Origin of the sequence: Mesorhizobium sp. M5C.F.Cr.IN.023.01.1.1 (genome assembly GCF_003997585.1) — a bacterium.
Classification (GTDB): Bacteria; Pseudomonadota; Alphaproteobacteria; order Rhizobiales; family Rhizobiaceae; genus Mesorhizobium; species Mesorhizobium wenxiniae.
On sequence record NZ_RZSU01000019.1, the window covers coordinates 1 to 21,916 of the forward strand.

Here is a 21,916-nt window from a genome sequence, read left to right on the forward strand (position 1 = left end):
TCAGGGCACAGACGGCATCCGCGGTGACACTGGCGACGACGTCCTCGATGGCGGCGCTGGCTCCGACGACATGCGGGGTGGTGCTGGCGACGACATTCTCAATGGCGGGGCCGGCCGCGATCGGCTGGCCGGCGACGCGGGCAGGGATGTTTTCTTGTTCGACGCACTTGGGCCGGCGAACTACGACAGGATAGAAGACTTCAATGCGCTCGACGATGTGTTCTGGCTGGACAGCTCCGCATTCGCCGGGCTGTCGGCCGGCTCGCTTTTCGCTGCGGTTTTCGTCGTCGGCAAGCACGCCATCGATGACAGCGACCACATCATTTACGACAGGGAGAGCGGCGATCTGCTGTTCGATGTGGACGGGGCAGGAGGAGCCGCGGCTGTCAAGTTTGCCGCGGTGGACCCGGGCACATTCCTCACAGTGGACGACTTCTTCGTGGTATAGGCGCGCACGGGTGGGTCGCAGTTACATAGACCGGGCGTGATCGCGCCCATGCGCAGGATTTCCCTCCCGATTGCGCAGTAGGCGGCGTCCGAGCTCATCCGAGCCCTTCATGACCCGACTGGCTGGTGTCTGCAACGGGGCGCACGTCGGACCTAAATGTTACCAGGACGATACTGGCAGCTTCTGTCGTCGCCATGAGGTTAGCGGACATTTGGTCGCCAGATGGCGGATGGCTGGTTCGCCGCGAAGCAGACATGCCAGGACCGTGGTCCTTGACCGTCTCGTTCGCTCATGACCCATGTGAGACATGCGCCGTTCAGAAATTGGCAGCGGAAATTGAGCGCCGCCCCTCTATTTGCTCGTCGCCATTTGCTGTTTTGATGGCCTAATCTGATTGCGAAGATTGGCGTGGTCCCGAGCCATGGAGGCAAGTTTCATGAGCGATGCAACTTCGCAGACCGTCTGTTTCTATAATCGTCATGCCATCTCATGCGAAATCGTCCTTACGAGACTACACGCAAGCCGTGGCCATCTCGACGGCTTACGTCCTGAAGAGCTATTTCCCCATGACCAAGATCATTATGGCGGCCTCGCCGCTACAGATGAATTGGCGCGAGGAGCGCAGGTTAGCAATGGATCGCGCGTCGCCGATTTCTGGGCGGGACTTGGCGGCAGCCGAAAGCGAGCAGGTTATGTCAGCTTTTAGGAAACCACGTAGCTAATCTTGACGACCGACTTTTAGGCGCAAAGCAGCCGGCCATGCCCGTTTGACCTAAACTGCAGGCGAAGGCGATTTCAGAGGCCGAGCCTCACATTGCCGAACGCGGCCTCCCCTACGCCGTCACCGTCGGCTGCGTATTCACCTCCAGCGCCTCTTCCGCGTCATCCTCCTCGCCAAGCACCTCCCCCTTCACCGCTAGCGCCCGCCCGATCCAGATCGGGTCGACCAGATGGTCGCGCTTGGGGTTGGTGGTGTTCGGGTGGATGAGGATGCTCAGGCCGCCGTGGTTCAGCATCAGCCACGGAACGAGCGACGCGAAAATCGTTGGCGAACGAGACCTGGTACATGGCCTGCTGATGCGGACCGACCGGCTCGTCGCGCCAATTGCCCAGGCGCACGCGGAAACGCTCGCCGATGCGCAGGCGCAGCCATTCGGCATGCTGCCGCTCGGTCGGACCGTCGTAGTAGATATGGGCGTGATAGCTGGCAATCTCCGCGATCGGCCTTGGATCGAGCGGCTTTGGACTCTCGTTCACCTCGATGCTCCCCTTCGATGATTGCAGCGCCCGGCTCGCTTTGGTTTAACGCAATTCCGGACGGAAAACCGCTCACACGTTTCCTGGGGTCCACCGGCCGGCAATTTCGACGCGGATATCCGCCTTCTCGGTGGTGAAGACGGACCCTAGTCACCCACGCGCGTCAGCGTGCCGAGATGATTGCCGTCGAGAAACTCGATCGTCACGGCCGACGCCTTGCCGTCGGGGCCGAGGACAAAGCTCACGGCGGACGGCGCGTCCGGCGTCTCGGCGTCCGGATAGGTCAGGAACATGTCGCGGTCGAAATGCTCCAGCGAATACGACCGGGCGCCGCCCGGCCCGACCTTGAGCACAAGGCCGTCTCCCTCACTCGACACAACCGCATCGCCGATGAAATCGTTGAAATAACGGCCTTTATAGACGCCAGCCGGCCCGGCCGGGCTTGCCGGAGACGGCGGCGTGGCATAGGTGGCCTTGGCGGCGGCGACAGACGGGCCGAACAGGCCCGCATAGATGTCGTCCCATGCCTTGACCCAATCCTTCTCGACCGTTCCATCAAAGACGAGATCGGCGAAGCTGTCGGACAGCCCTTCCGGCACGCCTGTCGAAAAGGCGTTGGCGACGATCACGATGCCAAGCTTCTCCTCCGGGAAGAGCGTCACCAGGGTGCGCGCGCCGACGCTGAACGCGCCGGCATGACCCCAGCTCAGACCATGCCGGCCGAATTCGACATTCCAGCCGAGGCCGTAGAAGGACTCGCCGCCTGAGACGGGGTTCTTGCCGCGCGCCATCAGCGGAACATGCGTCTGGTCCAGCGCGTCGACTTTAATGAGTGTCTCGCCGGCATAGACCCCATTGCCGAGTACGAGGCGAACCCATTGCGTGAGATCGCGTGCCGTGGAACTCACGCCGCCCGCGGGCGCCTGCGCATCCGGGTCGCGCTTTATCTTTGCGGCCCAGACGCCATCGACCTTGACGTGCAGCGCGGCGCGATTGACGTGCTTGAGGAAATCCGCATAACGCGAACTGGTCGAGGTCATCCCAAGCGGACGGTAGAGCTTCTCCTCGGCAATTTCCTCCCAAAGCTTGCCCGTCGGCTTCGCAGCCGCGACGGCACCCTCGGTCAGTCCGAAATTGCTGTATGAGTAGCCGGCACGAAAGCTCGACGATGGCGACACGAACCGCAGACGGCGCAGGATCTCGGCGCGGTCATAGCCAATGTCCTCGAGGTCGTCTCCGGCGGTGCCGGGAAGTCCGCTGCGGTGCGAAAACAGGTCGCGAACCGTGAGTTCGCTGGTCGGATAGGGCTCGGAAAGCCGGAAGGCCGGAAGGCCGGATCGAGATCGGCGATTTTCGTATCCCAGGAAACAATCTCGTCGCTGACCAGTGCCGCCACTATCGTTGCTGAGACCGGCTTGGAGAGCGAGGCGATCTGGAACACCGTGTCGGCATCGACGGCCTCCGGTTTGCCGGCCTCGCGATGTCCGAAACCCCTAAGGAAGACCGCCTTGTCGTCATGGACCACCCCGATGGCGAGACCAGGCACCCCGCCATCCGCGACGACGCCTTTAGCGAGTGCCTCGAGCTTCGACAGGGCTGCCGCGAACCGGTCAGGCGTAATGGTGTCGGTCGACGCCGCATGCGGCGAAAGCACCATGACGGCGATGAAGGCCCGCATCCCCCAACGGCGGAAATTCCGACCCAGGCCCACGCTCGAGCTCCCCCTGCAACCACTGGCCATACTACAGGCCGACGCAGGAAAGGCCAACCCTCGCCTGGGCGGCTAGAGCAAAGTCCCCTGCGCGACGCCAAGCGGCCGTCCCTTGGAACCAGCCGGTCAACGGTATCGAACCGACCAACGCTCAGCGGCGACGACCGTCATGAAGAACCCGATCGACAACAGCGATGAGAGCACGATGGCGGCGTAGAGCCGGTCGGACTGATAGTTGAAGGTCGCCTGGATGATCAGCGCGCCGAGACCTTTGTCGGAGCCGATCCATTCGCCAACGATTGCGCCGATCACCGCGGTCGCCGAGGCGATCCGCAACGAGGCAAAAAGCATTGGCAGCGCGCGCGGCAGGCGCAGGCGCCAGAATATTTCCCAGCGCGTCGCCGACAGCACGCGGAAGAGCTCGTGCTCGCTCGGGCTCGCGGATTCCAGCCCCCGGATCATGTTGATGAGCGTTGGGAAGAAACAGATCACTGCAGCGATCACGATCTTGGGCAGCATGCCGAGGCCAAAGATGAGGATGACGACCGGCGCCAGCGCAAGCACCGGGATCGTATTAAAGAACAGCACGACCGGAAAATAGGCTGCCTGAAGCGTACGGCTGTGCACGAAGACGATCGCCAGCAGCACTGCGGCGAGGTTGCCGAGGACGAAGCCGGAGAGCGCCTCGATGGCCGTCGGCCAGAGGTTCGACAGGAGAAGCGATCCGTTCCTGGCAAACACGCCCGCTATCGCGGTCGGCGTCGGAACGATGTATGCCGGCACGCCGGCGAGCGGCAGCAGGAATTGCCATGCGAGAATGAGCGAGCCGGCGCCGAGGATCGGCAGCACGGTCTGTGCGAACGGCGAAAGCGCGCCCCGGTTCACGAGGCCGCCCCAAGGGCGGAGCGCATCCTGGCCATCGCCGCGACGATTGCCGGATCCTCGCGCGAGCATCTGTTGTCCGGCCCCTTCAGCGGACGAAGGTCGTGGTCGGCGACGATCCGTCCGGGATGGGCCGCAAGCACGATTACGCGCTGCCCGAGAAAGACGGCTTCGGCAATGGAATGCGTGACGAACAGCACGGTCGTTCCGGTCCGCCGCCAAAGGTTCAGCAGTTCGTCGTTGAGGCGATCGCGGGTGATCTCGTCAAGAGCGCCAAAAGGTTCGTCCATCAGAAGCAGACGTGGCTCGCCAAGCAGCGCCCGGGCGATCGCCAGCCTTTGGCGCTGTCCGCCGGAAAGCTGATGCGGCAGGCGCTCACCGAGCGCCGACAGGCCGACGAGTTCGAGCAGCTCGTCGGCTCGGTCGTCTATCATGCGCGACAGGCTGCGGCGGCCCACCTGGATCGGCAGCCGCACATTCTCGCGCGCAGTGCGCCACGGCAAAAGGGTCGAGTCCTGGAAGACGAAGCCCACGCCGCGGCCGGAGCGCACCGCCGACGGCGTTTCGCCCATCACGCGTATCGTGCCCGCGAGTGGCGCCAGCAGATCGGCGACAACCCGCAGAAACGTCGACTTTCCGCACCCCGAAGGCCCGAGGATCGACAGGAACGTCCCGGCCTCGACTGTCAGTTCGAGACCGGAGATCACCGTCACGGGCGAGTGCCGGCCGGGATAGCCGACGTCGAGCCCGGAGGTTTCGATGGCCGGCGCGGCCATCAAGAGGCAGGCGCGCCGAGCTTCGGCCGTTCAGCCGCACTGAGTTCGAGAATCTCAGTCGTATAGACGTCCTCGGCCTTCGGCCTGCCGTTCGGATACTGGCCAATCTGGTCAAGCAGCGCGATCTGGCTCTCGATCGAGGCAGGATCGAAGGTGCCCCATCCATCCTTTTTCGTGTTGTCGTCGAACGACAGTTTCAGCACCAGGGGGATCGTCTTCTTTTCCCAGCCTGCGTCGATCTCGGGATAGGCAGCGACGAGCTTGTCGACCGCCTGTTCGGGATTGGCATGGACCCAGCCCCACCCCTTGGCAACCGCGCCGATGAATTTCGCCAGGGTCTCGGAATCGGATTCGATGGCGCTGTCGGTCGCGAAGTAGACGTCGGCATAGGACGCCAGGCCCAGCTCCGACAACAGAAGATCGATGCGATCATCGCCGACGACGCTGAGCGCCTGCGTGTTGGTGATCCAGCCGCCGATCGCATCGACGTCGCCACGAACGAGTGGCGCCTTGTCGAACCCGACATTGACGATGGTGACCTCGGAAGGGTCGATCTTGTTCTTCGCGAGCATCGCGTCGATGGCGAAGCGCGCGGTCGGCTGCGTGCCGATCCGCATGCCCTTCAGATCCGCCACCGACCGGATCGGCTTCGCCGGTTTCGACGTCAGCGCATAAGGCCCGGTGCGATAGCCGCAGGCGATAATCTTTATCGGAACGCCGCTCGCCCGCGCGGCATAGAGTTGAGGCGATTCGGAAAATTGGCCGAGCTGAGCGGCACCGGACACCACCGGCGGCACGGTGGCGGCGTTCGGTCCGCCGGGGCTGAACTCGACTTCGAGCCCAGCCTCTTTGAAGTAGCCATTGGCGACGGCTGCGACGTCGCCGATCTGGCCATTCGACATCAGCCAGTCATACTGGACGACGAGCTTGGCGGCTGCCGAGGCGCTGGCGCCAAACAGCTGAAGTCCCGGCCCGAAAGCCGCCAGGCCGGCGGCGCCGGCCTTCAGGATCGATCTGCGATTCCACTGCGATGTGTTCCCACTCATCTTCTTGCTCCTTTGTTGGACTTGTTTGCATGCGGCGCGGCCCTTCTGCGAGGCCGTCGCGATCGGATCACACTTGCGTGTCGTGATAGTCGCCCGGTCCCGCGCCGGTCCAGGCGTAGAGCTCCCACAGTGTCCCATCCGGGTCGTGGAAGTAGGCGCAGCGCGCGTTCCAGACATAGTCGCCGGGCGGCCCGACGAACGGCACTCCCTTGTCCGACAGTTCGGCATAGAGCCGGTCGACCTCGCCGGCGCTTTCGAGTTCCATGGCGACACATGCCTTGTGCGCCTGCTTCGGTGAGCGGACATTCGAGACGCCGCAGTGGCGATTGATGTGATCCAGTTCCCATGCGGCGAGCGTCACACGCTCGGAATAAAAATCGACAAAGCCCTCGGCCCGGCGTCTGATCCGGTAGCCGAGCTTCTGCGTGTAGAAGTCGATGGTGCGATCGATATCCTCGACAAGCAGGCAGATATCGGTGATTGCCTTGGTCTGGCCGAGCGACATGGTCATTTGCCTCGATTGATCGCAGTGAGTTCGACCCCTACGCGCGATGCCGCGCCATCGATGTGCCGGCGCATCGCCTCGCCGGCAGCCTGCGGATCATGCGCGGCGAGCGCGTCGTAGATTCGCACGTGCTCGGCGACGTTGACCTCGACCAGGTCGTGGAGCGGATTGGTGAGGCGGGCATAGTGGATCGACTGGCGGATCTGCTCGCAGACGAAGGAAATGAAGGTGTAGATGTAGCCGTTGCCGGTGGCCCGGGCGATCGCCCGATGGAAAAGCAGATCGGCCTCGATGCTGCCATCCTCCCAGCGCTCCTCGCCACCCATGCGGTCCAGCGCAGCCTTGATTGCGTCAAGATCATCGGATGCGCAGCGCGCTGCGGCCAGCGTGGCGGATTCGGTCTCCAGAATGCTGCGCAGCTCGAACAGCTGCTCCATGTTGCGCTGGTCTTTCAGCGCTTCGCGGTCGATCCGGATGGCTGTCCGCTGTTCCGGCGCCATGACGAATGCGCCTACGCCCTGACGCGCCTCGATCATGCCATCGGCGCGAAGCTGCGCGATCGCTTCCCTGACAACATTGCGGCTGACGCCGAACTTGTCGGCGAGCTGGCTTTCGGTGGGAAGCCGGGCTCCCGGAATGATATCGCCGCCCTCGATCTCGCGGCTCAGATGCGAAGCGACGCGATGCGGAAGCGCCTCCACGCTGCCTATGATGGATGAACGCTGCTTCATGCGGCTTCCCCTACAAATCGCCCGGATCAGGCATGAGACATGTCGGATTGAACAGGCCTGCCGGATCGAAAGCTGCTTTGATCGCAGTATGAAGCTGCCGCTCGCGCTGCGACAGGCCGGCCCAGAACACGTGACTGCGGCTGCGACCGACGCCATGCTCGGCACTGAACGAGCCGCCGAGCGCGCCGACCAGTTCATAGAGTCTGGTCAAGACCGCCTGACCTATGATCCTCGCTTCGCCGGGGTCGCAATCGATGGGAGGCAGCACGTTGAAATGGATGTTGCCGTCGCCAGCGTGGCCATAGGTCAGGGATGTCCAGCCTGGCCACTCGCGCACGATGCACGCGCGTGCTTGCTCGATCAGTTTCGGCACCTGGCTGAGGCGAACCGAGAGGTCGGTGCGGACATGAAAGCCGCGCCGCGCCTGCCCCTCGACCAGGCCCTCACGGATGGCCCAGAATGTGGCGGCCTGGGAGCGGCTTTGCGCGACGGCGCCGTCCTTGATCAGGTCGCTCTCAAGGGCGCGCGCCAGCATCGTTTCAAGAAGTCCGCCGGCATCTATCCCTGGCCCACAGGCGAGTTCGACGATCGCATGAACCGGACATGCCTGCGTCAACGGCGAGCGCAGCTTCGGATCGATGAGGTGGGCCAGCGGCAGGCACTCCTCGCCGATGACCTCAAACGCGCTGAGAAGGTCGGAGCAGAGATGCCTCGCCATCCGGAAAAGCTCGCACGCCTGGCGGAAGCTGCCCAGTCCGACATAGGCAGTCTCGACCTGCGTCGGCCGGGGCGAGAGCCTTACTTCGACGCCCGTGACGACCCCGAGCGTTCCTTCCGAGCCGATCATCAATTGCTTCAGGCTGTAGCCGCGATTGTCCTTGCGCAGCCCAATCATGCCGTTCGACAGTGTGCCGTCCGGGAGGACCGTCTCAAGCCCGAGCACCAGGTCACGCGTCATGCCGTAGCGCAGCACATTGATGCCGCCGGCATTGGTCGCGACATTGCCGCCGATCGTGCACGATCCCTGCGCACCAAGCGCGAGAGGGAAGGTCATGTCGGATGCTTCAGCGGCGTCCTTGACGTCCTGCAGCACGGCACCGGCGTCGGCTTGCAGCGTGAAGTCGAGCGGATCGACGCAACGTATCCGGTTGAGACGCTCAAGCGACAGCACTGCGTAGTCCGAACTGTCGGGAATGGCGCCGCCGGCAAGTCCGGTATTGCCGCCTTGCACGACGATGGCGACACCGCTTTGCGAGCACCATCTCACAAACGCCTGGACATCTTCCACGGATCCTGGACGCATGATGAAGCGGGCACTTCCGCGCCTGTCGCGGCTCCAATCGATGAGGTAGCGCTCTGCCAGCGGCGACTGTCCGTCAATCAGCGCGTCAGCCGCCAACTGCGCAGGCAGCTCAGCAATTGCGCCGGAAGCTTCGCGTTGAAGAGATGGATGAACAGGAGGCATGGGTCCGATCATACGGTCATCCTACAACTTGGCAAGTCCATTCTCTCGGTTGCCGTCATCACTTCGGCGCCGAACTCCGCGGCCCACCCCGCAATCCACGCCCGCGCCTGAACTGTTCCCCTCGAAAAATGCTACTTTATAGCCGGCCGGAGCCGATGCTTAATATGGTCGCGTGGAATTGAAGCTGGGGCAGTTACGATCTGCTCCAGGGTCCACCTGCCCCCAGAATGGATGCCGGCCTCCTTCGAATAAGTATTGTGTCGAATACCTTTCGCTGATTAGCTGTCTTGCATAAGTCCGGGTCAAGATTGGCAAATGTTGTCCGGGGAGGACCGCGATGCCGGTGCTTGAGGTTCGCCACGTTTCCAAGAATTTCGGGGCCATCCAGGCCCTGACTGACGTCAGCTTCCAGGTGGAGCGAGGCGAAGTCGTGGGTCTGATGGGAGACAACGGCGCCGGCAAGTCCACCGTGGTCAAGACCGTGGCTGGGAATTTCCCGCCGAGCGACGGCGAGATTGTCGTGGACGGCGAGGTTTGCCATTTCCATAAACCCGTCCAGGCCCGCGCCAAGGGGATCGAAGTCGTTTATCAAGATCTGGCGCTCGCCGATAATCTGACGGCGGCGCAGAACGTCTTCCTGGGCCGCGAGATCAAGAAGGGCTTCTGGCCAATCAGGGTGCTTGACAAGCAGGCGATGATCGACCGCTCGGCAGCGCTGTTCAAGGAACTCAAATCGGAAACCAGGCCGCGGGATCTGGTCAAGAAGATGTCCGGTGGGCAGCGCCAGGCGGTAGCCATCGCCCGGACCCGGCTTTCAAACGCCAAGCTGGTGTTGATGGACGAGCCGACCGCCGCCATCTCCGTACGCCAGGTGGCCGAAGTGCTCGAATTGATCCGGCGCCTCAAGGCGCAAGGCGTCGGCGTCATGCTGATCAGCCACCGCATGCCTGACGTTTTTGCCGTCGCGGACCGCATCATCGTGCTCAGGCGAGGTTCGAAGGTTGCCGACAAGGACACCGGCAACACATCGCCCGAGGAAATCACTGGACTGATAACGGGGGCCATCCGTGGCGAATAGTGTTCAGGAATCGGCCGGGAATGCCGGCCAGCCGGCCATGTCGGACTTCGTCCCGACCAAGGAAAAGACAGCTTTCCAACGCGTGATTTCAAGTCAGCCCTTCTGGGTGACGATCGCGCTGATCGCGCTCGTCATTTTGATGACGGCGATGGAGCCGAGCTTCGGCACCTCCGAAAACGTCGCCAATGTGACGCGCAATTTCGCACCTTTCGGCATCATGGCCCTCGGCATGACGGTTGTGATCATCACCGGTGGCATCGATCTGTCGGTCGGCTCGATCATGGGCCTCGTGGTCATCGTCGCCGGCCTGTTCCTCACTTGGCATTATCCCTGGTATGTCGCCTTCGCCATGGGCCTTTCCTCCGGTCTGGCCTGCGGCGCGGTCAATGGATTCTTTGTCGCCTACGTCGGAATGCCGTCCTTTGTGGTCACCCTCGGCATGTTGTCCGTCGCGCGGTCGCTGGCGGTGGTGTTCTCGGCCAACCAGATGCTTTACCAGTTCGGGCCCGATGCTCCGATCGTGAAGGCGATCGGTCAGGCGAAATGGCCGCGGCATGGACCCGAGGACTGGGCACCGCACTGGATACCGGAACTGTCGTCGCAGTTCTGGACCATGGTGATCCTGGCGCTGATTGTCGGCTTCGTGTTCAATTTCACTGCCTGGGCCCGGCATCTGTTCGCCATCGGCGGCAATGAGGAGGCGGCACGGCTCACCGGCGTTCCGGTCGACTGGATTAAATTCCAGGCCTACCTTTTCTCGGCCTTCACCGCCTCGGTCGCCTCGCTCCTGCTCCTCGGCTACAACGGCTCGGCCATCAATGCGATGGGCCAAGGCTATGAGCTGCGCGTCATTGCGGCGACAGTCATTGGCGGCGCCAGCCTCATGGGCGGCGCCGGCACGGCCTTCGGTGCGATCATCGGTTCGGCGTTCCTCGAGGTGATCAGGAATGCGCTGCTGATGGCCGGCATCGATTCAAACTGGCAGGGTGCCTTCGTCGGCGCCTTCATCGTTCTTGCGGTTCTTTTGGGCATGCAAACCGGCGGCAAATCGATCCTCGCCGCGTCGCTGGCAGCCTTGATGCCCAAAAAAAGCCGCTAGAAACCCGCCGGCGGGAGGCCTGCGGGACATCACACCAAGGAGGAGAACATCACATGAAAAAACATCTGCTGACGGCGGCCGTCGCGCTTGGCGCAATGGTGCTCGCCGTTTCCGGTGCCGAGGCGAAATACACCTTCGCCCTGGTGCCGAAGAACATGAACAATCCTTTCTTCGATCAGGCACGCGACGGCTGCAAGAAGGCCGAAGCCGAATCGAATGGTGCCTTGGAGTGCATGTATATCGGCCCCGGCGAGCATGGCGGCGGCGACGAGCAGGTACAGATCGTGCAGGATCTCGTGGCCAAGAAGGTGGACGGCATCGCCGTGTCGCCATCGAACGCCGCGGCGATGGCGGTTGCGCTGCAGGCCGCCAAGGACGCGGGCATCCCGGTCCTCACCTGGGACTCCGACCTCCTGCCCGAGAACAAGGATCTGCGCGTCGCCTATATCGGCACGCACAATTATGAGATCGGCACGAACCTCGCCAAGCTTGCAATGCAGATCAAGCCCAAAGGCGGCACGATCTGTATCCAGTCGGGTGGCGCGGCGGCGGCCAACCACAATGAGCGCATGCAAGGCATTCGCGACACGCTCTCGGGGACCAAATCGGCTGCCTCACCCGGCGACCGTCTGACCGGACAGAACGGCTGGACCGAAATCGATGGCTGCCCACTCTACACCGACGATGACTTCCCGCGCTCGGTGCAGCAGTTCGAGGACATCATGGCGAAAAACCCGAACCTCGACGCGTTCATCCCAACCGGCGGCTTCCCGCAGTTCATCCCCGATGCCAACCGCGCCGCGGTCGGACCGTACAAGGACAAGATCGCCTCGAAGGCCCTGGCGCTGGTCGTCGCCGACACGCTTCCCGTGCAGATCGACCAGATGAAGGAAGGGTTCTCGCTTGGCCAGGTCGGCCAGCGGCCGTTCGAAATGGGCTACAAGACGATGATGGCACTGAAGGACATGAAGGACGGCAAGGCTCCGCCGGCCGATCCAACCTACACCGGCCTTGACATTTGCACTCCGGAGACAGCGGATACCTGCATCGCCAAATAGCGTTATTGGGCGGGAGGAAACTCCCGCCCTTTTCCTAGGGGATCTCAATGTCGGAATTATTCTCGCTCAACGGCCGTGTCGCGCTGGTCACGGGTGCTTCACGTGGTCTCGGCTTCGCCATGGCAAAGGCACTTGCGGAAAACGGCGCGACGGTGATCGTCAATGCCCGCGATCCGGCCGCCCTCGCCGCAGCGGCCGAAAGGATCGGGGCCGAAGCGCTGCCATTCGATGTCACCGACGCAGCGATCTCAAGGGCGTCGATGGAAGGAATCGTCGAACGCCACGGCCGCCTCGATATTCTGGTCAACAACGCCGGCATCCAGCATCGAAGTCCGTTGGTCGAATGGCAGGACGAGGATTTCGACCATGTGATTGCCGTCAACCTCTCGGCCTGCTTCCGCATGATGCGCGACGCGGTGCGCCTGATGCTGCCAAACAAGTTCGGGCGCATAATAAACACCGGATCGGTTGCAGCGATACTTGGCCGTCCCACCATTCACGCCTATGTGGCGGCAAAGGCGGGCCTACACGGGCTCACACGCTCCACGGCCGCTGAGCTGGGCCGTAACGGCATCACCGTCAACGCGATCGCCCCCGGCTATTTCGCTACCGAGCTCAATACCGCGCTTATGAGCGACGAGGCCTTCACCAAATGGGTCGAGACACGAACCCCGGCCGGCCGCTGGGCCCAGCCTGAGGAGCTCGGCGGAGCCGTGGTGTTTCTCGCCTCCGACGCTGCCGCTTACGTCAACGGGCACGTGCTGGCGGTTGACGGCGGGCTATCGGTTTCCCTGTGACCGGCAAATTGCTTTCAGGAAATTTCAACCGGCGACACCGTGCCGGCAGGGCGTGCCTGCTAGCCACCTGAAATGACGACTTGCTGCATGCGCTGCTGGCCTGGTCCCCTGCGCGGACGCAGACGCCACACGATTGGACGACGCGCCGTATTGCAGCCGCCGACTTTCGACTCGCAACGGGTTATTTCGACGTCTGGCGGCATCGATGCTTGATGCCGCCAATATTTCATTCCACACACCGGTCACGATGACGGACGGGATACGGGATCAGCGCCGGGTATTCAGGTGGGCCTTGCCTACCTCCGCGGTCCTGCATTTGCTCGCCGCCGCGCTTCTTTTGTCCGCACTGCCGGTGTCGCCCCCGCAGCCGCAGAAGGAGCGGGCTATCGGGGTGGACCTGGTGCCGCCGCCCAAGCCATCGGAGAAAGCCAAACCTCCGCCTCCTGCGAACCCGCCCAAGCCCGAAGAGCCGCCCGAAGCAAAGGTCGAGATGCCACCGCAGGCGCATCCTGAAGCCGGCCCTCAGAGGCCAGTCTTCCAATTCGGTGAGAAAGACGCCGGTCCTCGCAAGTCTCTGGACGGCAACAGCGCGGAGGATGGTTCGGAACAACCGCCGGCGCCGCAAGATCCCAATAAACAGGATCTTGCGCAGCCACCTGCCGTGACAGCGGCAGACGGCAAAGACCCAACTCCGCCGCCTGGCGCATCCGCGCCGCCTAAGCCGAAGCCAGCGGACGTCGCCAAAGTGCAAAATCCCATGAAGCTTCAGCAAGCCAAGAGATTGTTCTCGCAAACAGCAACCGGTGATCCAATCGCGACAACCGCCATGAGAAATGTGCCGCGCCCCGATCGGATCGGTCAGCTCTGCTTCTGGGAAGTGCGCGAACAGTTGCGCCATGCCTCGCCCCCCTACTTTCCCGACGTCTTGCGTCCCTTCAGGTTGAAGGCCGGCAATATCATGCAAGTCTCCAGGACCGAGTTCCGCGCCGGCGGGCAGTGGTACGCTCTGAGCTTTCGTTGCGAGGTCGATCCGGATGCGACGAAAGTCGTGTCGTTCGCCTTCCGTGTCGGAGATCCAGTGCCAGCGCCGCGGACTGCCCGCCAAATAGGTAGCCCAGACTGATCGTGGCCGGCTCGCCGGCCGCATCAAATCCACGACGCCGGCGAAGTCTTCGCGTCCCGGCACGCGTCGAGGTGGCTTTCGCCAGCGGCCGCCCAAGGTGGGACGAATGCTCGCCCGTCTTGGCAATCGCAGTGTCGAGGTTTAGCTTATGCTAAGGGAGGGTTCGATGACTTCAAGTTTCAACGTTCACCACGCGGCCGGCTATGAGCAGCTCATGGGCCGCTGGAGCCAAAAGCTGGCACCGCTGTTCATCGACTTCGCGGGACTTGCCGATGGCGAAAAGATCCTCGACGTCGGCTGCGGCACTGGCAGCCTGACCTTCGCGCTCGTCAAGGCCGCTGACCTCCGTGAGGTCGCCGCGATCGACTTTTCGGCCGTTTTCGTCGAGGAGGCAATCCGGCGCAACGCCGATCCGCGGATAAAAATCCGCCAGGCCGATGCCTGCGCCCTGCCCTTTGAGGGCGGCGCGTTCGACCGCGCCCTAGCCCTGCTCGTGCTCCATTTCGTGCCCGAAGCCGGCAAGGCAGTCGCCGAGATGCGTCGCGTCGTGCGGCCGGGCGGCGTGGTCGCGGCGACAGTATGGGACCATCTCGGCGCATGCCGGGGATGCGCATGATGATCGACACGGTCGCAATGCTCGGCGAGAGCGGACGCCAGTTGCGCGCCCGCTATTGCACCCAGCCGATGATGCAGCCGGGCGAAATGCAACGGACCTTTGTTGAACAGGGTCTCCGGGACGTTACGGAAACGCAGCTGATGATCCGCATGGACTACCAAAACTTCGACGATTACTGGGCGCCGATTGCCGCCGGCGAAGGGCCGCTCGGCAAGTATGTTGCCACGCTCGATCCAGAAGAGCGGGCGCGCACCGACGCCGCCATGCGCGACGCCTATGAGGCCGGCCGGCCCGACGGCCCGAGGTCCTTTGCCAATGTCGCCTGGGCCTGCCGCGGTGTCGTTGCCTGACGTTGGCGCTAATGCATGTTGCGCAAAAGTGTGCAGCGATTTTGCGATAATGACATGCATAAAGCGCGTCGCATGAGGCCGATCGAACGCAACGCGCTTTAGCCAATCCCATAGACCAGCCCGACGCGGCCGTCCGACAACTGCTCTACCTTGCGCAGTTCGAGCCCACGACGCTTTTGCGTCGCTTCAAACAGCGCCTTTCCTTCACCGGCAAGCAGCGGATAGACGATCAGCCTGAGTTCATCGACCAGCCCGGCATCGATCAGGCTCGCAGTCATTCCCGCACCGCCCATGAGATAGATGTCCTTGCCGGGCTGCTGCTTGAGGGCTGCAATGTCTTCGAGGCTCCGCAGGAAGCGCGTCTTTGGCCAAAGCGCCGAAGTCATTGTGTTCGACAGCACATAATGCGGGGTCTGTTCGGCAAAGCGGGCCCATTCGAGCTCCGCCGGCATCGGCAATTTGCCGGTCATCGGCAGTGGCTTGTCCGGCTCATTCTGGATCGCGCTCCAGTACTGCTCGTAGCCGGCATACATGACGCTCCCGAGCAGGCAGGCATCGATTTGCCGCGTCAGCCCATACTCCTCCGAGCACGCGTCGACCCAATCCGCGTATCCCTCGGGTCCCTCCATCTTGCCGTCGACGGATATCTTCATTCCGGTGATCAATTTGCGCATGACTTCCTCCATCAGGCTTGCACGAAGCAAGCACGTTTCATCGTTGCCGGTGTGCGAACCTCCATGGGCGGATGCCGGTGGAAGCTGGGCAGTGACTTCAGTGGGTGGACGATGCGATCGTGTCAGGCCGGCAGGCGGCGGTCGTATTCTTCGCGCAGGCGGCTCCAGCCATCCCAGAACGAGGTCGGCGTCTTGCCCGCAAGGCGGGCGGCCAGCATGTCGAGGTGCATGTGCCAACCGGCGGTGACGTTGAGCTGAATTGCGCGTTCCGGCAGCCGGCGATGGATGACGGTGAGCAGCACATCGTTGCCCTTTGGCTCCAGCAAGAAGGAAACCCCGCCGGTGTTTCCCCAGGTGATGGCGAGCTTGCGCGGCGCATCGAGCTCGGTGATCCGGCTCTCCATCCGATGCTCTTCGGGAAAGCCCGCGGGGCGCTGGCCAGGCGGGTCGGTCAGGTCGTCGTTGCGCCAGACGAACTCGAACGAGCTGCCGGCCTTCATTTCCATCTGGCCTGCGGCCATCCATTGCCGTCGCAAGTCACTCTCGGTGAGATAGGCCCAGACGCGCTCGATGGGGCCGGGCAAAAGCCGCTGGATGGTGAACGTGGCGGGCTCGGTCAGCTCGCCATAGGCTTCGATGGTTTTCATCTGGTTCATTGGTCGTCTCCTTCTTTTGAGTTTGGCGATTTCCTGGAATCATCCCGGGCATTGCGTGCGTCCTCCTCGCGAAGGAGGCGTTCGAGAACGTCGAGACGGTTGGTCCAGAAGCGCTCGTAGAAGCCCAGCCATTGATGGGCGCTGGCCAGCGGTCCCGGTTCGAGGCGGCAAAGATGCGTGCGGCCCCTCACCTCTCGACGAATAAGCCCTGCATTCTCCAGCGCCTTGATGTGCTTGGAGGCGGCGGCGAGTGACATGGCGAAGGGTTTCGCCAACTGGCTCACCGTTCGCTCGCCGCCGGCGAGATCGCGAAGCATGCGCCGGCGGGTGGCGTCGCCAAGCGCGTGAAAGACCGAGTCCATCTGGGGCGTCTCTGATTCAACCATGCAGTTGAATATAGAGACGCGCTTCCTGATTGTCAACCGATTGGTTGAATGATTTCGGAAGGGAGCTCGAAGGCGGCCTGCGGCGATCGAGGACATTCGGCCAGTGCAAGACCACCGACATGGTCACTGTGGCAGAAGCGGAAACGGGACCTTCACTTGCCTTCGAAGAAAGTATGAATCGAGTCTTCCAGCTTTTCGATGAGTTGTGGGTTATGGCAGCTTCCAGCCCAGATCAGGGCGTTCAGTCTCATATCCTTGTTGAGAAAGTTCATTTTCCGAGAATCAAGCAGGTATCCCGCGACCTCGTAGTGCCGTCCCTTGATAGCCTCGATAAGCGCGTTGTTTCTTCCGGTCTTGTCACTCAGATTCACGTCGGCGCCATTCTCGACAAGCAACTTAACGACATCCAGATGCCCGTTCTTTGCTGCCTCAATAAGGGCCGTTCTGCCGTAGTAGTCGGCTCGTGCATTGATCTCTATTTCGGGATGTTTCACGAGAGCTAAAATGGATGCGTAGTGGCCCTTGGCCGAAGCAAGGCTCAAAGGCGTGCTCTTCCAGTTGTTTCTGGAATTCACATCGATTGCTGGGTGTTCGATCAACGCCTCGACCGCCGCGGTGCGGGCGTTGAGGGCTGCCAGATGAAGTGCTGACCAGCCGCCGCCGTCCGCCTCGTTGATATTGGCGCCCGCGGCCAATTCCGCTCGAACGGCCTCCGCATCGCCCCCTTCTGCCGCGAGCAGCAGATTCGACCAACCTCTCGCCCCTTCGGCTTCCAAGCTCTCGGTCAATGCAGTCGCCTCCCCGAATGCTCCAGCAGGATAGCATTGTTCCGGTTCGGCCGACATCCATCGAAAAGACCGACCCGCTCGAACTTGAAGCCAGGCCGCTGATCAAGGCGGAGCTGGCCGATATCCTCCGGCAGCGGGGGGCCGATAGAGACGAACAGTAAGCGCGCACTCTATCGAGACATTGCCGGCACTTGCGAAAGCCGTTATCGAAAAGGTGAGAAGCAACATGCGAATTGGACGTCGGCGATTTCTTGTCCTGTCGCTCGGAGCGGCTGCCTTCGGCAAAGCACAAGCCTCCGAGCCGCTCTGGCCAGCCCTGCGATCCGGAGAAGCCATTGCCGTGCTGCGCCATGCCGCAGCCCCAGGCTCCGGCGATCCGCCCGGCTTCAGGCTCGGTGATTGCAGGACCCAGCGGAACCTGTCGAAAGAAGGTCGTGCGCAGTCTCGCGCAATCGGCGATTTGTTCCGTGCGAATGGCATCTCGTCGGCAGCCGTCTATTCGAGCCAGTGGTGTCGTTGCCTGGACACCGCTCGCCTGCTCGGGATCGGCGAAATTGTGCCTCTTGATCTGCTCAATTCATTCTTTGGCGACAGTTCGGCCGGCGAGGAGCGCACCGCTGCCCTTCTGGCCTGGCTTCGCGGGCAGCGTTTCGGCGGACCTGACGTGCTTGTCACGCATCAGGTCAACATCACCGGTTTGACCGGCGAAGTGCCGGATAGCGGCGAAATGATCATCGTCCGTATTCATGAAGCTGACCCTGTGCAGGTCATCGGGCATGTTGCCGCGCCGGCTTGAGCATCAGGGTCCTCGATCCCATCTCGTGCAACATCGCTTCAGCCGTGGAACAACCACGTGCGAGGAGAGATCAAAGGGAGTGATGGAATGGCTATCGATTTCAATCACACAATACTGCCGGCCCGCAACAGCGAGGCATCGGCAAAGTTCCTGGCCGAAATACTTGGCCTTCCAGCCCCGAGGCGCTGGGGACCTTTCCAGATGGTCACGACCGAAAACGGTGCCAACCTCGACTACATGGATACCGACGGCGAAATCAGGCCGCAGCATTACGCCTTCCTGGTCAGCGAAATCGAGTTCGACGAGATCTTCGGTAGGATTCGTGAACGGGATCTCCCGTACTGGGCTGACCCTGGCCGGACGCAGCTGGGCGAGATCAATCACCACGACGGCGGTCGCGGCGTTTATTTCGAAGACCCGAACGGTCATCTTCTCGAGATCATTACCCGTCAATACGGCAGCGGCGGATGGAACCCGTGATCGCGCGGTGACGTGCCGATGCAGAAGGACCTCAGCATGCCTGATCAGATTACCGCAAGTAAGTCTGAACAGATCACATTGAACGACGGCTCAGCCAGATCGGCCTTGGCGTGTGGCAAGTCGATCCGGCCATCACGGCCAAGATTGTGAGTTGGGGCATCGAGGCCGGTTACAGATTGATCGACACCGCCGAAGGCTACCGGAACGAGGAAGGCGTCGGGCAGGCGATCCGCACGCGACCCAGAAGTTCTTGAACACCAGCATCGCGGCCTTCTTGCCGATGGGCATCGTGTTCGGGGCGGTCCATGCGATGACGCCCGGTCATTCCAAGTCGGTGCTTGCCACGTACCTCGCCGGATCGTCGGCCGGACTGGGGCGCAGCTTGACGGTGTCCCTTGCACTCTCCTTCACGCACGTCGCCGTGGCGGTGCTGATCGCGCTCCTGGCGCTGCCGCTCGTGTCAGTCGCGCTGGGAACCGTCGGTCGTGCGCCATTGCTGGAAGATTTGAGCCGAGGCTTGCTCGGCGCGATAGGTCTCTGGATGGTGTGGCGCGCGCTCCGGCACGCGGTTCACGCCCATGGTGACCGGGAGGGTGTGGCGATTGGCATCATGGCAGGCCTAATCCCCTGCCCGCTGACGCTTTTCGTTATGACATTCGCCATGGTACGCAGCGTACCGGAAGCAGGCATCGCGTTCGCCGTAACGATGATGGCAGGGGTCGCGTTCACCCTCTCGGCCGTCGCCCTTGTCACGGTGTTCTTCCGCAGCCAGCTGATGAGTCTGCTGAAATCGCGCCCGAGACTCGTTGCGGTGGTGACCCGCTCGGCCGAAGTGGTCGCCGGCACAGTCCTTGTCGCCGTTGCCCTCCATGAAATCCTGTGAAATGACGGTGTCGTCCTGGTTTGCTCAGTCGTCAGCGATGGAACTCGCCACGATCAATCCGTCCGCTGACGGCGAAGCCGGGAACTTCAAATTGACGAATTGCTCGCGTCCCGCGGCGATCAGTATGTAGAGCCTGGATATCTGTAACCCATCTCGTTTTTCGTCGATATTCTCAGCATCAGTCCGGCTAAAAAAGCTCTTCCAGGAAAGTCTCGTGATCGACATCGGTCGTGGCGACGGTGCATGTCTGCACCGCCTTACCGTCCAACTTGGCTTTTGTTACTCCGACTATGGCCCCTTTCGGCATGGTATCGTCTGCCGCAGTTGTCCACGTCTTTGCCTCATTGACATTCGCGATGGGGGACAAGTTCGAAAAAGCATCATACGAAACCGGGGTCCATCGAAGCCTTCCCGCCGCTGCTGCTGTCGGGACCGTGTGCCAGGCAGGTGCTGTGGAAGGCTTCCAGTGCGCGCTCGACATCGACACCGGCGTACACCGATGATGCCGGATAAAAGGCGGCGAACAACATGAGGAGGAAGCGAGGCGACATTTCGCGCTCTGAGCCAGCCCAAAACGGTCGACACCTTTCAAACGCATTGCCGCCGCGATCGATCCCTCCTGGGCTAAACGCCACGAACCGACAACCTGCATCACCGCTCCTCTGGGGGCTTCAAGTGCCGGAACTGCATCAGCAGCAGCAGGTCATAAATGATTTTCAATGCACCGCAGATGAGGAGGGGCCAAGCTCGGAAAGACGCAGCAAACAGAGCGCCCGCAAGCGCCGGACTGGCTGCCGCGGCCAGACTGCGCGGGACAGATGTGAAGCTCGCGGCCGCCGCCCGCTCCGCTTCCGTGACAACGGCCATGACATAGGATGAGCGCGTCGGGACATCCATTTGCGAAAGCGCAGCGCGGACCAGCAGCAGGGCCAGTGTCAGAGGTAGCGTCGGCGCAAGCGCCGCCAGCATCAGGGCGATGCTGGACGGAATGTGTGTGAGCACCATCGTGTTGATAAGTCCGATGTGCCGGGACAGCCAAGCTGCAACGGGGAATGAGAACGCCGAAAGCACACCGGACCAGAAGAAGAAAAATCCCGCCTCCGAAAGCGACAGGTCGAATTTTTCGAAAAGCCATAGGGCAAGCAGCGACTGGACGACAAAGCCGCCGGCGAAAGCATCAAGGCTAAAAAGGGCCGCAAGCTGGAGAACGATATTGCGCGAGGGGCCGAGCGCGGACGCGGTACGTGTGTCCGACGTGGGACGGCGCTGCGGGATCCGCGCGTAGAAGAGGCCGCCGAGCAGGCCGAGCAATGCGTAGAGCACGAACATGGCCTTGATGCCGGTGAGTTGGTCGAGGCCGGATGGAGCAACGAGATCAGGGGTTGCCGAAGCGAGTGCGCCAACGGCGCCTGCAAGCGCACCCACCAAGCTGTAACGCGCGAACATCTTGGTTCGGGCGGCATCATTGACTTCGCGTGTGAGCACGGCATGCTCCAATGGTACGAACACGCTGACGCTGCCGGCCGACGGGTTGATAGTGCCTGCGAACGCGACCACCAAAAGCAGCGCGTAGTCATTTACCAGGGCAAAGGCCACACCTGTGGCGACCATCAGGCTGGCGGCGGCAAGCAGGAGACGGCGGTGATCGTGTCGAGCACCAAGGACTCCGACGGTGATGGTCAAAAGCGCTGAACCGAGCAGCGATGCGGTCGCGATGATGCCGACCTGCAGAGGCGCGAAGCCCAATGCGAGCAGGTAGACCGGCAACAGAACGGCCACGAAGCCATCGCCCATATCGCGCAGGGCTCGGGCCGCAAAAAGCAAGGTCGTCGGGTGGATCCGCTGCACTGACCTGGCCTACTCTAATGGCTTGCGTCGGCGTCACCGCCGCTCGGCAAGGCGGAAAGATCATGACGGAGTCGCGTTAGATATTCCAGCGAGGCGAGCATCGGTTTTGTTGGACTGGAAGGGGAGAACCTGCCCCTGCCAGCGACTGTAACGCCTGGGCGCGCGTTCGTTCGCTGACGCCGCCGATGTTGCGTCTCAGTTCGCTAAAGTGCTGCGTTGCGGTTTCCAAGGGCAATGAGCAGCGGCGCGGCGGGCCGCTACGCTACGATATTGCGCTTACGCATTATCTCGAGAAGCAGCGGGCCTGCCGGGTATCAACGGTCGGCCCGTTCGATTTCTGGATCGCCGCGATCCGCGCATGCGCGCTGATCCCGCGTCTTGGGCGTGATATTTCCCGCGACCGCGTCCCTTCAACCCACGCATCGGTAATAAAAATGCACTTAAGTTGATCGACGATTTTGGC

At 62.3% G+C, this 21,916-nt stretch carries 23 protein-coding genes and 4 pseudogenes; 13 read left to right on the forward strand and 14 right to left on the reverse strand.

Going from position 1 to position 21,916, the window contains the following annotated elements:
• A pseudogene (locus EOA78_RS10380) lies at positions 1-448 on the forward strand (calcium-binding protein); the annotation flags it as partial.
• Positions 449-884: 436 nt separating this feature from the next.
• Complete coding sequence (locus tag EOA78_RS10385; RefSeq protein WP_127315082.1) at positions 885-1,154, forward strand: hypothetical protein; 270 nt, start codon at positions 885-887, stop codon at positions 1,152-1,154.
• 127 nt (positions 1,155-1,281) lie between these two features.
• On the opposite strand, the pseudogene EOA78_RS10390 reads toward EOA78_RS10385, so the two are convergent.
• The 8 genes and pseudogenes from EOA78_RS10390 to EOA78_RS10425 all read right to left on the reverse strand — a co-directional run bounded on the left by EOA78_RS10390 (position 1,282) and on the right by EOA78_RS10425 (position 8,755).
• Positions 1,282-1,705 (reverse strand): annotated as a pseudogene (locus EOA78_RS10390) (DOPA 4,5-dioxygenase family protein).
• Between the two features lie 146 nt (positions 1,706-1,851).
• A pseudogene (locus EOA78_RS10395) lies at positions 1,852-3,383 on the reverse strand (serine hydrolase).
• 159 nt (positions 3,384-3,542) lie between these two features.
• A complete protein-coding gene (locus EOA78_RS10400; protein ID WP_029351111.1) occupies positions 3,543-4,301 on the reverse strand; it encodes an ABC transporter permease in 759 nt (252 codons plus the stop codon).
• Positions 4,298-5,077 (reverse strand): ABC transporter ATP-binding protein, encoded by a 780-nt coding sequence (locus EOA78_RS10405; RefSeq protein WP_127315083.1) that lies wholly within the window; start codon positions 5,075-5,077, stop codon positions 4,298-4,300. Before EOA78_RS10405 ends, EOA78_RS10400 begins: the two co-directional genes overlap by 4 nt.
• Positions 5,074-6,120 (reverse strand): ABC transporter substrate-binding protein, encoded by a 1,047-nt coding sequence (locus EOA78_RS10410; RefSeq protein WP_127315084.1) that lies wholly within the window; start codon positions 6,118-6,120, stop codon positions 5,074-5,076. Before EOA78_RS10410 ends, EOA78_RS10405 begins: the two co-directional genes overlap by 4 nt.
• 67 nt (positions 6,121-6,187) lie before the next feature.
• Positions 6,188-6,631, reverse strand: a complete 444-nt coding sequence (locus EOA78_RS10415; RefSeq protein ID WP_127315085.1) for a VOC family protein — start codon at positions 6,629-6,631, stop codon at positions 6,188-6,190.
• On the reverse strand, positions 6,628-7,356 hold the full coding sequence (locus EOA78_RS10420; RefSeq protein ID WP_127315086.1) for a FadR/GntR family transcriptional regulator: 729 nt from the start codon (positions 7,354-7,356) through the stop codon (positions 6,628-6,630). The genes EOA78_RS10415 and EOA78_RS10420 overlap by 4 nt, the downstream gene beginning before the upstream one ends.
• A gap of 10 nt (positions 7,357-7,366) precedes the next feature.
• Positions 7,367-8,755 carry an FAD-binding oxidoreductase gene (locus EOA78_RS10425; protein WP_245477452.1) on the reverse strand — a complete coding sequence of 463 codons (1,389 nt, stop codon included), beginning with the start codon at positions 8,753-8,755 and terminating at the stop codon, positions 7,367-7,369.
• A 403-nt stretch (positions 8,756-9,158) separates the two neighbouring features.
• On the opposite strand from EOA78_RS10425, the gene EOA78_RS10430 reads away from it, so the two are divergent.
• The 6 genes and pseudogenes from EOA78_RS10430 to EOA78_RS10455 all read left to right on the forward strand — a co-directional run bounded on the left by EOA78_RS10430 (position 9,159) and on the right by EOA78_RS10455 (position 14,942).
• Positions 9,159-9,899 carry an ATP-binding cassette domain-containing protein gene (locus tag EOA78_RS10430; RefSeq protein ID WP_065007836.1) on the forward strand — a complete coding sequence of 247 codons (741 nt, stop codon included), beginning with the start codon at positions 9,159-9,161 and terminating at the stop codon, positions 9,897-9,899.
• Positions 9,900-9,936: 37 nt separating this feature from the next.
• Positions 9,937-10,998 (forward strand): ABC transporter permease, encoded by a 1,062-nt coding sequence (locus tag EOA78_RS10435; RefSeq protein ID WP_065007835.1) that lies wholly within the window; start codon positions 9,937-9,939, stop codon positions 10,996-10,998.
• A 53-nt stretch (positions 10,999-11,051) separates the two neighbouring features.
• Positions 11,052-12,056 carry a sugar-binding protein gene (locus tag EOA78_RS10440; RefSeq protein WP_127315087.1) on the forward strand — a complete coding sequence of 335 codons (1,005 nt, stop codon included), beginning with the start codon at positions 11,052-11,054 and terminating at the stop codon, positions 12,054-12,056.
• Between the two features lie 47 nt (positions 12,057-12,103).
• Positions 12,104-12,853: a glucose 1-dehydrogenase gene (locus EOA78_RS10445; RefSeq protein ID WP_127315088.1), complete on the forward strand. Its 750-nt coding sequence runs from the start codon at positions 12,104-12,106 to the stop codon at positions 12,851-12,853.
• A 205-nt stretch (positions 12,854-13,058) separates the two neighbouring features.
• Positions 13,059-13,976 (forward strand): DUF930 domain-containing protein, encoded by a 918-nt coding sequence (locus tag EOA78_RS10450; protein ID WP_127315089.1) that lies wholly within the window; start codon positions 13,059-13,061, stop codon positions 13,974-13,976.
• 166 nt (positions 13,977-14,142) lie between these two features.
• Positions 14,143-14,942: pseudogene (locus EOA78_RS10455) on the forward strand (class I SAM-dependent methyltransferase).
• Positions 14,943-15,040: 98 nt separating this feature from the next.
• On the opposite strand, the gene EOA78_RS10460 reads toward EOA78_RS10455, so the two are convergent.
• From EOA78_RS10460 to EOA78_RS10475, 4 genes are all read right to left on the reverse strand, one after another.
• A complete protein-coding gene (locus tag EOA78_RS10460) occupies positions 15,041-15,616 on the reverse strand; it encodes a dihydrofolate reductase family protein (RefSeq protein ID WP_127315090.1) in 576 nt (191 codons plus the stop codon).
• 122 nt (positions 15,617-15,738) lie between these two features.
• Positions 15,739-16,272, reverse strand: coding sequence for an SRPBCC family protein (locus tag EOA78_RS10465; protein WP_127315091.1), 534 nt, complete (start codon positions 16,270-16,272; stop codon positions 15,739-15,741).
• On the reverse strand, positions 16,269-16,658 hold the full coding sequence (locus EOA78_RS10470; protein WP_127315092.1) for a metalloregulator ArsR/SmtB family transcription factor: 390 nt from the start codon (positions 16,656-16,658) through the stop codon (positions 16,269-16,271). The genes EOA78_RS10465 and EOA78_RS10470 overlap by 4 nt, the downstream gene beginning before the upstream one ends.
• A 152-nt stretch (positions 16,659-16,810) precedes the next feature.
• Entirely contained in the window at positions 16,811-17,446 is a 636-nt protein-coding gene (locus tag EOA78_RS10475) for an ankyrin repeat domain-containing protein (protein ID WP_127315093.1), read from the reverse strand.
• Between the two features lie 226 nt (positions 17,447-17,672).
• Between EOA78_RS10475 and EOA78_RS10480 the strand changes: the two genes are divergently transcribed.
• The 4 genes from EOA78_RS10480 (at position 17,673) to EOA78_RS10495 (ending at position 19,605) form a co-directional block, all read left to right on the forward strand.
• Entirely contained in the window at positions 17,673-18,242 is a 570-nt protein-coding gene (locus EOA78_RS10480) for a histidine phosphatase family protein (protein WP_127315094.1), read from the forward strand.
• An 87-nt stretch (positions 18,243-18,329) separates the two neighbouring features.
• Entirely contained in the window at positions 18,330-18,722 is a 393-nt protein-coding gene (locus tag EOA78_RS10485) for a VOC family protein (RefSeq protein WP_127315150.1), read from the forward strand.
• Between the two features lie 146 nt (positions 18,723-18,868).
• Complete coding sequence (locus EOA78_RS37920) at positions 18,869-18,976, forward strand: hypothetical protein (RefSeq protein ID WP_348628472.1); 108 nt, start codon at positions 18,869-18,871, stop codon at positions 18,974-18,976.
• A 26-nt stretch (positions 18,977-19,002) separates the two neighbouring features.
• A complete protein-coding gene (locus EOA78_RS10495) occupies positions 19,003-19,605 on the forward strand; it encodes a sulfite exporter TauE/SafE family protein (protein WP_127315151.1) in 603 nt (200 codons plus the stop codon).
• 380 nt (positions 19,606-19,985) lie between these two features.
• On the opposite strand, the gene EOA78_RS35915 is transcribed toward EOA78_RS10495, so the two are convergent.
• Positions 19,986-20,156 carry a hypothetical protein gene (locus EOA78_RS35915; protein WP_164783710.1) on the reverse strand — a complete coding sequence of 57 codons (171 nt, stop codon included), beginning with the start codon at positions 20,154-20,156 and terminating at the stop codon, positions 19,986-19,988.
• Positions 20,157-20,256: 100 nt separating this feature from the next.
• On the reverse strand, positions 20,257-21,399 hold the full coding sequence (locus tag EOA78_RS10500) for an MFS transporter (protein WP_245477453.1): 1,143 nt from the start codon (positions 21,397-21,399) through the stop codon (positions 20,257-20,259).
• Positions 21,400-21,638: 239 nt separating this feature from the next.
• On the opposite strand from EOA78_RS10500, the gene EOA78_RS10505 reads away from it, so the two are divergent.
• Positions 21,639-21,902: a hypothetical protein gene (locus tag EOA78_RS10505; protein ID WP_127315096.1), complete on the forward strand. Its 264-nt coding sequence runs from the start codon at positions 21,639-21,641 to the stop codon at positions 21,900-21,902.
• The last annotated feature ends 14 nt before the right edge of the window (positions 21,903-21,916 follow it).

Bases quoted from the DNA above. Each gene is read 5' to 3' on its own strand.
- EOA78_RS10385 (WP_127315082.1), top strand. From the start codon at position 885: ATGAGCGATGCAACTTCGCAGACCGTCTGTTTCTATAATCGTCATGCC.
- EOA78_RS10410 (WP_127315084.1), bottom strand. From the start codon at position 6,120: ATGAGTGGGAACACATCGCAGTGGAATCGCAGATCGATCCTGAAGGCC.
- EOA78_RS10415 (WP_127315085.1), bottom strand. From the start codon at position 6,631: ATGACCATGTCGCTCGGCCAGACCAAGGCAATCACCGATATCTGCCTG.
- EOA78_RS10420 (WP_127315086.1), bottom strand. From the start codon at position 7,356: ATGAAGCAGCGTTCATCCATCATAGGCAGCGTGGAGGCGCTTCCGCAT.
- EOA78_RS10430 (WP_065007836.1), top strand. From the start codon at position 9,159: ATGCCGGTGCTTGAGGTTCGCCACGTTTCCAAGAATTTCGGGGCCATC.
- EOA78_RS10435 (WP_065007835.1), top strand. From the start codon at position 9,937: ATGTCGGACTTCGTCCCGACCAAGGAAAAGACAGCTTTCCAACGCGTG.
- EOA78_RS10440 (WP_127315087.1), top strand. From the start codon at position 11,052: ATGAAAAAACATCTGCTGACGGCGGCCGTCGCGCTTGGCGCAATGGTG.
- EOA78_RS10445 (WP_127315088.1), top strand. From the start codon at position 12,104: ATGTCGGAATTATTCTCGCTCAACGGCCGTGTCGCGCTGGTCACGGGT.
- EOA78_RS10450 (WP_127315089.1), top strand. From the start codon at position 13,059: ATGCTTGATGCCGCCAATATTTCATTCCACACACCGGTCACGATGACG.
- EOA78_RS10460 (WP_127315090.1), bottom strand. From the start codon at position 15,616: ATGCGCAAATTGATCACCGGAATGAAGATATCCGTCGACGGCAAGATG.
- EOA78_RS10465 (WP_127315091.1), bottom strand. From the start codon at position 16,272: ATGAACCAGATGAAAACCATCGAAGCCTATGGCGAGCTGACCGAGCCC.
- EOA78_RS10470 (WP_127315092.1), bottom strand. From the start codon at position 16,658: ATGGTTGAATCAGAGACGCCCCAGATGGACTCGGTCTTTCACGCGCTT.
- EOA78_RS10480 (WP_127315094.1), top strand. From the start codon at position 17,673: ATGCGAATTGGACGTCGGCGATTTCTTGTCCTGTCGCTCGGAGCGGCT.
- EOA78_RS10485 (WP_127315150.1), top strand. From the start codon at position 18,330: ATGGCTATCGATTTCAATCACACAATACTGCCGGCCCGCAACAGCGAG.
- EOA78_RS10495 (WP_127315151.1), top strand. From the start codon at position 19,003: ATGGGCATCGTGTTCGGGGCGGTCCATGCGATGACGCCCGGTCATTCC.
- EOA78_RS35915 (WP_164783710.1), bottom strand. From the start codon at position 20,156: ATGTCGCCTCGCTTCCTCCTCATGTTGTTCGCCGCCTTTTATCCGGCA.
- EOA78_RS10500 (WP_245477453.1), bottom strand. From the start codon at position 21,399: ATGGGCGATGGCTTCGTGGCCGTTCTGTTGCCGGTCTACCTGCTCGCA.
- EOA78_RS10505 (WP_127315096.1), top strand. From the start codon at position 21,639: ATGTTGCGTCTCAGTTCGCTAAAGTGCTGCGTTGCGGTTTCCAAGGGC.